The 10,000-nt window shown below is 44.9% G+C and carries 11 protein-coding genes (1 of these 11 cut by a window edge); 8 read left to right on the top strand and 3 right to left on the bottom strand.

Annotation, left to right across the window (positions count from 1 at the left end):
- Positions 1–361, top strand: partial view of an ATP-binding cassette domain-containing protein gene (locus H6S82_RS02230; protein ID WP_190474669.1) — the end only. The gene continues 620 nt to the left of window position 1, outside the view; only the last 361 of its 981 coding nucleotides appear in the window; its start codon lies off the left edge, out of view; the stop codon is at positions 359–361.
- Positions 361–1,149 carry an ABC-2 family transporter protein gene (locus H6S82_RS02225; RefSeq protein WP_190474665.1) on the top strand — a complete coding sequence of 263 codons (789 nt, stop codon included), beginning with the start codon at positions 361–363 and terminating at the stop codon, positions 1,147–1,149. The genes H6S82_RS02230 and H6S82_RS02225 overlap by 1 nt, the downstream gene beginning before the upstream one ends.
- 52 nt (positions 1,150–1,201) lie before the next feature.
- On the opposite strand, the gene H6S82_RS02220 is transcribed toward H6S82_RS02225, so the two are convergent.
- Positions 1,202–2,422 (bottom strand): RNA-guided endonuclease TnpB family protein, encoded by a 1,221-nt coding sequence (locus H6S82_RS02220; RefSeq protein ID WP_190474667.1) that lies wholly within the window; start codon positions 2,420–2,422, stop codon positions 1,202–1,204.
- Between the two features lie 121 nt (positions 2,423–2,543).
- Here H6S82_RS02220 and H6S82_RS02215 point away from each other — a divergent pair, with 121 nt between their 5' ends.
- From H6S82_RS02215 to H6S82_RS02190, 6 genes are all read left to right on the top strand, one after another.
- Positions 2,544–3,326 carry an ABC transporter permease gene (locus H6S82_RS02215; protein ID WP_190474663.1) on the top strand — a complete coding sequence of 261 codons (783 nt, stop codon included), beginning with the start codon at positions 2,544–2,546 and terminating at the stop codon, positions 3,324–3,326.
- Positions 3,327–3,666: 340 nt separating this feature from the next.
- Positions 3,667–4,047 (top strand): hypothetical protein, encoded by a 381-nt coding sequence (locus H6S82_RS02210; protein WP_190474661.1) that lies wholly within the window; start codon positions 3,667–3,669, stop codon positions 4,045–4,047.
- Between the two features lie 5 nt (positions 4,048–4,052).
- Positions 4,053–5,804 (top strand): caspase family protein, encoded by a 1,752-nt coding sequence (locus tag H6S82_RS02205; protein ID WP_190474659.1) that lies wholly within the window; start codon positions 4,053–4,055, stop codon positions 5,802–5,804.
- Between the two features lie 802 nt (positions 5,805–6,606).
- Positions 6,607–7,329, top strand: a complete 723-nt coding sequence (locus H6S82_RS02200) for a pyridoxine 5'-phosphate synthase (RefSeq protein ID WP_190474657.1) — start codon at positions 6,607–6,609, stop codon at positions 7,327–7,329.
- A gap of 100 nt (positions 7,330–7,429) precedes the next feature.
- A complete protein-coding gene (locus tag H6S82_RS02195) occupies positions 7,430–7,759 on the top strand; it encodes an MgPME-cyclase complex family protein (RefSeq protein ID WP_190474655.1) in 330 nt (109 codons plus the stop codon).
- A gap of 116 nt (positions 7,760–7,875) precedes the next feature.
- A complete protein-coding gene (locus H6S82_RS02190) occupies positions 7,876–8,289 on the top strand; it encodes a hypothetical protein (RefSeq protein WP_190474645.1) in 414 nt (137 codons plus the stop codon).
- 70 nt (positions 8,290–8,359) lie between these two features.
- Here H6S82_RS02190 and H6S82_RS02185 read toward each other — a convergent pair whose 3' ends face one another.
- Together H6S82_RS02185 and crtE are read right to left on the bottom strand one after the other, a co-directional pair.
- A complete protein-coding gene (locus H6S82_RS02185; RefSeq protein ID WP_190474643.1) occupies positions 8,360–8,815 on the bottom strand; it encodes a divergent PAP2 family protein in 456 nt (151 codons plus the stop codon).
- Between the two features lie 100 nt (positions 8,816–8,915).
- Positions 8,916–9,842, bottom strand: a complete 927-nt coding sequence (gene crtE / locus H6S82_RS02180) for a geranylgeranyl diphosphate synthase CrtE (RefSeq protein ID WP_190474641.1) — start codon at positions 9,840–9,842, stop codon at positions 8,916–8,918.
- Between the last annotated feature and the right edge of the window lie 158 nt (positions 9,843–10,000).

Here is a 10,000-nt window from a genome sequence, read left to right as displayed (position 1 = left end):
GGCGACGGTGCTTCTGACCAGTCATTATATGGCGGATATTACGGCTCTTTGCGATCGCGTTTTGTTGATTCACCAAGGGCTGCTAATTTACGATGGGAGTTTGGAAGGGCTGTTGCAGCGGTTCGCCCCTTACCGGGAAGTTAAGGTGGAGTTAGCCCAAGCTGTGTCGGAAACCGATTTGTCGCAATACGGGGAACTGGAAACGGTGGAAGGTCGGGAGGTGCGTTTGTTGGTGCAGCGGGAAGCCCTGACCCGGACGGTTGCCCGTATACTTGCGGAATTACAGGTATTGGATTTGACTGTGACTGACCCGCCGATCGAAGAAGTTATCGGTCGAGTGTTTCGTGCGGGGGTAGCTTGATGAAAGGGATTTTTAGAAAAGCGAGCGTGCTGCTTGAAGTCTACTACGCTCATATGGTGGAGTATCGGGCAGAACTGGTGTTGTGGGTTTTGTCCGGGTCTTTGCCGCTGATTATGATGGGAATTTGGATGCAGGCGGCGCAAGGTGGCAGGTTCGGATTGACACCAGTGGAGTTTGCTCGCTACTTTCTGGTTGTTTTCTTTGTACGCCAGTTTTCGGTGGTGTGGGTGATTTGGGATTTTGAGAAAGAGGTGGTGGAAGGAAAGCTTTCTCCCAGGTTGTTACAGCCTCTAGACCCGGCTTGGCATCACGTCGCCTCTCATATTTCGGAACGCTTTGCTCGGTTGCCATTCGCGATCGCATTAATGGTGTTGTTTTTTATACTCTACCCCCAAGCGGTTTGGCTACCGAGTCTGCAAAGCTTTTTGCTGTGCGTACCGGCGTTGGCGATCGCTTTCATTTTACGCTTTTTAATTCAGTATACTTTTGCGATGTTCGCTTTTTGGATAGAGCGAGCATCCGCGATCGATCAATTCTGGTTTTTGCTCTACCTATTTCTCTCTGGTATGGTTGCGCCTCTCGAACTTTTTCCACCAGGGGTGCGAGAAGTCGTGCTTTGGACTCCGTTTCCCTATTTGGTTCATTTTCCAGCTGCTTTGTTGATAGGATTACCAGTAGATGTGGTAAAAGGATTTTTAACTATGCTGGGTTGGTGCTTGTTCTTTTTTGTCTGCAATCGCTGGTTGTGGCGTCGGGGACTGAAACGATATTCAGGAATGGGAGCATAATTGATTTTAGACTTTAGATTTTGGATTGAGCGTGTAATTGACACTCCTCGCCCTATAAGTGCGAGGATTCTTGGTTCATAGACTCACCATAACCTACCAGGATTGCTCCAACCAGGCTAGAGGGCAAATCTCCCCAAGCTTTAGATCCGGTGTGCCCCACCGTACATAGCGCTAATTTCAGGATGTTAATTGCGGCATTTATATCTCGATCTTCTATGAACCCGCAATGCGAACAAATATGAGTTCTAGTTGATAAAGACTTCTGCACTTTCTGACCACAATAGGAGCATTTTTGACTTGTGTTGTAAGGAGGTACAGCAACCGTAACCTTTCCATACTTATAGCCAAAATATTCCAACCAACGTCGAAATAAATACCATCCTGCATCACTAATTGATTTTGCTAGATGTCGATTTCTCACCAACCCTTGAACATTCAAATCTTCATAAGCAACCAAATCGTTAGATTGGATTAAGCGGAGTGCCACTCTCTTGACAAACTCTTCTCGCTGCCTACTTACTTTTAAATGTTTCCGGGCATACCGATTTCTAGCTTTCTGATAGTTCTTAGACTGGGGTCTCCCTTTCTTGAACTTCTTAGATTTTTTCCTATTTAAGCGGTTTAAGCTTTTCTCTCCCTTTCTATAAAACTGGGGATTAGCTTCCATATTTCCTTGACTATCCGCCAAGAAATATTTAATCCCTAAATCTATTCCCACAGCTTTCTGACTGGGAGTTAAAGGCTTGACCCGCTCTCTCGGATCGGCTTGAATGGTAAATTGCACGTAGTACTCATCGGCACGACGTACAATTCTTACTCGTTTAATTTGCTCAATCTGGTAAAAGTTCAAATCTCTGGAACCTACTAGCTTAAGAATACCAATCCCTTTCTGGTCTGTGAAAGTGATATACTTCCTATTTTCTGATAGTTTCCATCCTGAGACTTTGTACTCTACAGAACGAGTGTTTTTTTTGAATTTAGGATATCCTTTCTTGCCTTTAACTTGGTTTTTACAATTATCATAAAAACGGTTAACTGCTTTAAGTGTTCTTTCTACAGCAGCTTGGCAAGCATGGGAGTTTAATTCTTCTACAAACTTAAACTTTTTTCTCAATAAAGTGTTGTATCTAAACATTTCAGGCTGACCGATACCACGATTATCCATCCAGTAACGAAGTACTTTATTTCGGACGAATTGAGATGTCCTAATTGCTTCGTTAATGGCGGTTATTTGTTGTGGTTTAGGGTAGACCTTAAACTCGTAGACAAACACGATTGATACTGAGTTGATTGATATCAACTACTATGATAACATGGAATTTAAAAATGGAAATAAAAAGCCGTCCTTCACGGACGGGGCTTGTATCCCATTATTTCCGGTCAGAATCCCAAATATGAAAAGATATTTGCGAGTGTTGGGGTTGTTTTGGAGTACATCTTTAGCAGCTGAGATGGAGTACCGAGTTAACTTTATCTTAGCCGCACTCAGTAGTTTGGGAAATTTGATCGGCAGTTTGTTCAGTTTATTTTTGTTTTACCGCACAGGCTACACTTTCCAAGGATGGTCTTGGTCAGAAACTTTGGTGGTATTGGGAATATTCACTTTATTGCAGGGATTTTCTACTACTTTCCTGGTTCCTAATTTAAACCGTATTGTCCGACAAGTGCAAGAAGGAACTCTCGATTTTGTGCTGCTAAAACCGATCGGCAGTCAATTTTGGCTTTCTGCTAGAAGTGTATCGCCTTGGGGAATACCCGATTTAATTTTCGGTTTTTTGCTGATTGGCTATGCAGGTGTACGGCTGGGTATTGGTATTAATGATTACTTGATTAGTGCTGTGCCGATCGCATTCGGTGTCGCTATCCTCTACAGCTTGTGGTTTATGCTGGGAGCGACTAGCATCTGGTTTGTCAAAATATTCAACGTTACCGAGGTATTGAGAGGACTGCTGGAGGCGGGAAGATACCCGATGATGGCTTATCCTACTGCTTATCGATTCTTCTTTACTTTTATAGTACCTGTGGCATTTTTAACAACAGTGCCAGCAGAGGCGATGTTGGGGCGAGGGGAAGTTGGTTGGGTGTTGGGTGCGGGTGTGTTGGCAGTTGTGCTGTTTTTGGCTTCTGTGGGATTTTGGCGATTTGCGTTAAGTTTTTATACGAGTGCTTCGAGTTAGGGGTGATGTATGCTTCAGGCAAAATTTTCAGATAGACTAGCAATTTTAAAATAAAATTATTGACCAGAAAGACTTCCCAAAAGTTTACCATTGTGAGTACAAAAGACTCTGCAATGGGCTCTCCCGTACTTGTGGTGATAAGGCAAGCTTATAATCTAACTGGATCGAGGTTTTCAGCCTTCTGTGGCCAGCAAAAATGTATAAGTCGCTACTTCTTCCACCAAACATCAGGGAGAGCCGTAATTTTTTACAAAATTTAAAATTTAGCGTCCTGGACAATAGGCGAAATCACAGAAATATAATTAAATAAATTAGCCTGGTTTGTATCGGAGTAAGCAGTATGGCAGACGAATCCACCATTAAACTCATCTTGGCACTCAATGATTCCAACTTAGATGAAGAGGATCTGGAAGAAGAAACCCAAAAACTGCTTAATCAGATGCGGCAACTCGATGAAGTAGAAGAGGTCAATCGTGTAATCGATCGGAATCCGCCGGAGGGAAACAAATCTTTTGGTGGTTTTTTAATGGGGATGCTGAAAGCTGAGGTGAATCCAGATAAAATTAAGCCTGTACTTGGATTTTTGAGTAATCGACTCATGGCGAAAAGCATTGAATTAGAAGTAGAATTCAATGGTAAAAAGCTGAAAGTAAAAGCTAGCAATCAACAAGAATTAGAGGCTGTCATTCAGGCAGCTCAGAGATTTGTAGATGGAAACTAAAACAAATGACTAAAGTTGCTTTGCTGATTGGAGTAAGTGAATATGAACCAGGATTGAATCCTTTACCTGGTGCTGTAAAAGACTTAGAAGCTATGAGGCGAGTCTTACAAAATCCAGAAATGGGCGGATTTGCAGAAGCAAATGTGAACATATTGAAAAATCCAGGCAATCCATCGATTATGGAGCAAGCTATTGAAACGCTGTTTTCGGAACGGGATAGGGATGACTTGGTGCTGCTATACTTCTCAGGTCACGGCATAAAAGATGATAGCGGCAAGCTTTACTTAGCAACTAGCAAAACGAGCAAGAATAAGCGGGGAGAATTGTACCGCTCCAGCGCTGTTCCGGCCAGTTTTATCCACGATATTATGAGCAATAGCCGCTCCAAAAGACAAGTGGTAATTCTGGACTGTTGCTTTAGTGGTGCTTTCGCTGAAGGGTTATCTGCAAAAGATGACGGCAAGGTAGATATTAAAAGTCAGCTGGGGGGAGAGGGACGAGCGATTCTTACTTCTTCGAGTTCTACTCAGTATTCCTTTGAACAACAAGGGTCTGATTTGTCGATTTACACCCATTACTTAATCGAGGGAATAGAAACAGGGGCGGCGGATATAGATAACGATGGTTTGATTTCTGTTGATGAGTTGCACGAGTATGCTCGCAAGAAAGTTCAAGAATCGTCACCTGCAATGAAACCAGAACTATACGCTGTTAAAGAAGGTTTCAAAATCAAACTGACGAAAGCAGCCATCGACGATCCAAAGCTTATTTACCTCAAAGAAGTGGGACGTTATGCCATTAAGGGTAAGATTTCTCGAATTGGTCGCCGAACTTTGGATTCTCTCCGAGAGAGTTTGAAACTGTTACCGGAGGAAACCGAGGAGATGGAGGCGCAAGTACTCAAACCTTACCAAGAGCTTCAGCAAAAATTGCAGAAATATAAGCAAGCGTTTAGGGAGGAAATTGAGCAACAGTATCCCCTCAGCGAAGAAATCCGCCTAGAGTTGCAGCGGTTTCAAGAAGTATTGAAACTCAGACATGAAGATGTAGCCTCAATAGAAGCTCAAGAGCTTCAAGAAATAGCACTTAAAACAAAGCCCGAAGAGGCTATTCCCCACCCATCTTATCCTCCACCACCTGTACTGCCCAAAAATCGTCGAGAAATTCCAACTCAGCCCGAAGAACTTCCAAACCCTACAGCTAGGACGGAACTAGCCAACAGCCCACAAATTGATAGCTTTTTGCTCCAGTGGTTGTTAGTGTGGGTGGTGGCGAATGTTGTGGGTTTACTCGTGGGTATTAGTATCTGGAAGATCTTGGGGGGGTCCTTCACGCAAAAATTTGAGGACTTAACTAGGTTCGGTGCTATAATGGGAATCTCGGTGAGTATATTGCAATGGCTTGCCCTAGATAAACTTTACTATGTCAGAAGGCAACGGATGCTAGCGCAATGGGTGCTAGCGACTGTCGGAGGTGGAGCTTTGGGGGGATTATTGCACTCTCTTGCTGTTAACGCTGTGAAAGTTTCTCTGGGCTTGAACTTTCTGGGAGCGATGTGGGGGTTGGGAGTTGGAACAATTCAATATTATGTCCTGCGACAGCATATCGACCGAACTCGGTTGTTCTGGTGGGTGTTAGCAAGTAGTGTAGGCGCAGCTGTGGATGTAGCTACGTTTCAGTTTTTTGGTATACCCTATGCCCTAATTACAGGTTTAGTATTGGTTTATCTGTCGCCATCTCGGTTCTCATCAAAATAGTAACCAATGGAATTGTTCTTTAGACATCTCCAAAGAACCTTGTAGAGAGTAGAGAAGTTTCATAAAACGTCTCTACAAGGATTCCAGGCGACGCACCTTCAATTTCTGAGATGTCTTTTATATATGGCTTAAAGAAAAATCGGTTTCTCCTGTACTTAAGGTGATAATTAAAATTTATTAAATTTCCAAAAGCTTACTAAATAAGCTTTTCCTCCTTCCCCCTACCAAAAAACTGGTTTTTCCACCACAAGTACGCTAGAGCAAAATTATCATCGTGCTGCCTAGTTGCTAATATTTTCACAATTTCTCCATTGACTAATTCATAGCGACCATCATCGGGATATTGCGCTAGAAATTGCTCAAAAGTGAGGTTTTACTTTGACTGAGTTGAAATTGCAGTTATGCTGTTTACCTGTGGTATGCGATCGAGAAACTTATATCTATATTTTATTGAAATCTTAGACAATCTAGAAATTATAGCAGTTCTCAATTTCATAAAATAAAAACCTAACCCCCCAACCCCCTTCCCTACGAGGGAAGGGGGAGAAAGATTACTCCCCTCTCCTCGCACGGAAGGGGGAAAAAGATTACTTCCCTCTCCTTGCAGGAAAGGGGGGGGAAATTTACTCCCCTCTCCTGCGAGGAGAGGGGTTGGGGGAGAGGTCAATTTTTTTAACCAGAGGGAAGGGGGAGTAAGATTACTCCCCTCTCCTCCCAGGAAAGGGGTTGGGGGAGAGGTCAATCTGTAATCCATTCAGGTAAGATCGAGGACGGAAGATTTTAGGCTGATGGAGAATCCCAGTTGCCTACACTCGGCGTTAACATTGACCACGTTGCTACTATTCGCCAAGCGCGTCGCACTGTAGAACCTGACCCGGTGGCGGCGGCGGTATTGGCGGAACTCGCTGGTGCTGATGGTATTACTGTGCATCTGCGGGAAGACAGGCGGCATATCCAAGATAGGGATGTGCGAATATTGCGGCAGACTGTACGCACACATCTAAATTTGGAGATGGCGGCTACCGACGAAATGGTGGCGATCGCTCTCGATATCAAACCGGATTATGTTACTCTCGTACCGGAACGTCGCGAAGAAGTGACCACGGAAGGCGGACTCGACGTTGCCGGACAAATTTCCCGCATGACGGATATTGTGGCTAAACTACAAGATGCGGGTATTCCCGTGAGCTTGTTTATCGATGCCGATGACGCACAAATCGAAGCATCTGTCAAGATAAAAGCCAAATTTATCGAACTGCATACGGGGAAATATGCCGAGGCGCATGACGAAGCGAGTCGGGAGAAGGAGTTAGCGGTTTTGGCGAAAGGATGCGAAAATGCGATCGCATCTGGTTTGCGAGTCAACGCCGGACACGGACTCACCTACTGGAACGTTTACCCAGTTGCCAGCCTAAAAGGTATGGAAGAACTCAATATTGGTCATACAATAATAAGTCGGGCTGTTTTAGTCGGACTGGAGCGAGCCGTCCGAGAAATGAAACAGGCAATACAAGGTAATAGGTAATTTTAGATTTTAGATTTTAGATTTGAATCAAATATGCAATTTGAAATCTACAATCTGAAATTGGCCAATTACCGATTACCAATTACCAATCACCAAAGAGATGACAACTTACTACTACGTTTTAGCGAGTCAACGCTTTTTACTAGAAGAAGAACCCCTGGAAGAAGTGCTAAGGGAACGTACCCGCAAGTATCAAGAAGAAGAACAAGAAATTGATTTTTGGTTGGTAAAGCAACCGGCATTTTTGGAAGCAAGGGAAATGGCAGATGTTAAGGCAAAATGTCCTCAACCTGCGGCGGCGATAATTTCAACTAACAGTTCATTTATTACTTGGCTGAAGTTGCGATTGGAGTACGTAGCAACGGGAGAATTTCCAGCACCTTCTGATACGATTCCCGACCCCCTCGCTTCTCTGGCGGCGGTGTCGTGATTGAGGGGAGTGGGGGAAGTCAAAAGTCAAAAGTCAAAAGTCAAAAGTCAAAATTTCTCCCTCTCCCTCTTCCCTCTCCCTCTAGCCCATAGCCCCTAGCCCCTAGTCCCTAAACCATGAGTAAAATTGCGATCGAACGGTGCTGTGCGGTGCTGAGTTTTGCCATAGCTGTTGCTTTGTTGCCAGCATTTGCGGTACGACCTCAAGCATTAGCCCAGGTAACGGCGACACCGCCATCTGAGAATTCGCCAGCATACAATCCGCAACCCTTGGGGACGGGTTATGCTGTTTTGGTAGATTATTTCAATCAGCCGGAAATTGCCGCCCAAGTACAGGAAGCGTTAAAGAAGGAAGTCGGTTTAGTTTCCTACGGACAGCGACCTTACCTACTGGTATTGCATACGACCGATCAAAAAAATGCAACGAGTATATTTGAGGACTTGAGCGATCGCGGTTTTTGGGTGATGCTAGTAGATAGCGATAAAGTAACCCTCCTGAGAGCGCGAGTTGAAGCAACTAAAATAAGGTAATTTCAAATTTCAGATTTTAGATCGCAAAAAGAAAAATAAAATTTGAAATCTGAAATCTTAAATTTGAAATTCAATAAGCTGGCCCAGCCAAGCAGGAAATAGTTATACCCAAAGCAGAACCTACAATCACTTGAAAAGGCGTATGTCCGAGCAATTCTTTCAGACGGTCTTCATTAAAAGTGGGATGTTCTCGAAATAACTCATCAATAATTTGATTGAGGATGCGGGCTTGCTTACCAGCGGCTTGACGTACCCCAGCAGCATCGTACATAACGATAATGGCAAAAATGGTTGCCAGTGCGAAATCGGGCGTCGCCCATCCGAGTGTCTGACCCACACCTGTGGCGAGGGAAGCCACGAGGGCAGAATGGGCACTGGGCATACCGCCAGTTTCCACCAGAACGCGGATGTTTACCTTACCGTGCTGGATCAAGTGAACGGCAAGTTTGCATATTTGTGCAATTAAACAAGCTAAAAGAGCTACCAGCAATACCCGGTTATCTAGGATCTGGCCAAAGTCGTGCATATCGATTTTGGATTGAGGATGCGAAGATGATAAGATTCTGCGATCGGCTGTGAGGACAGGTTTATCTATATTTTCCGGTAAAACCTGCCCCCAGAGACTGCTAGTAAGAGCGATTGGTAATATAATCTGCGATCGCCTGTAGCGGTCGCGATTTTTCCCCAAAATGTGCCATTTCTGCCTTGGCAGCATCAACCAGTTGCTGAGCCTTTTGCTTCGATTGCTCCAATCCCCAAAGGCTAGGATAAGTTGCCTTTTTCGCTTGGAGGTCTTTCCCAGCGGTTTTGCCCAACTTTTCGCTAGATACCGTGATATCCAGAATATCATCGATAATCTGAAACGCCAGCCCGATATTCTCAGCATAGCGGGATAAACGTTGCAAATCCGTTGAGGATACCCCGGCAATAATTCCACCGCAAACTACACAGGCTTCTAACAAAGCGCCGGTTTTGTGGGTATGAATAAAGTTAAGAGTTTCCAGCGTAATATCCGCCTTTCCCTCAGATTCCAAGTCAACTACTTGCCCACCAACTAACCCGGCGGCGCTGACAGCGCGGCCCAAGCGGGCAATTACCTGCAACAGCCTTTCAGGTGGAACGTTCTTAGTCTCGGCCACAACCTCAAAAGCATAGGCTAACAAGCCATCCCCGGCCAAAATCGCAATATCCTCACCGTAGACCTTATGATTGGTTAATTTACCGCGCCGATAGTCGTCATTGTCCATCGCCGGTAAATCATCGTGGATCAACGACATCGTGTGGATCATTTCCAAAGCACAGGCTGTTGGCATCGCCATTTCCAGCGTACCGCCACCCAGTTCGCAAGTGGCTAAGCAAAGGATGGGACGCAGGCGCTTACCTCCGGCCATTAAGGAATAGCGCATGGCCTCATATATCTTTTCAGGATAGGTGATGGGGACGGCACGCTCCAGAGCTGCTTCCACCAAAGCCTGTCGCTGGGCTAAGTAAGCCGATAGATCAAAGGTAGGGGATTCCCCCTGCGGCGAATGCCTGTCATCGGTAGCTACCATCCCTCGATTCCTTGAGCGTGTCTGTATCCGTAATAATTCTACAGGGGATAGGCGATCGCTAATTCGTAATTCAGGAATGGGACATAGGACAGAAGGGATAGGATGTGGGGAATTCGTCGAGATCCTTGCGGATTGAGCCCCCGTAGACCATGCCCCCT

This window comes from Planktothrix sp. FACHB-1355, from assembly GCF_014748295.1.
Lineage (GTDB): Bacteria > Cyanobacteriota > Cyanobacteriia > Cyanobacteriales > Aerosakkonemataceae > Aerosakkonema > Aerosakkonema funiforme_A.
This window is presented reverse-complemented; position numbering and strand designations above follow the sequence as displayed.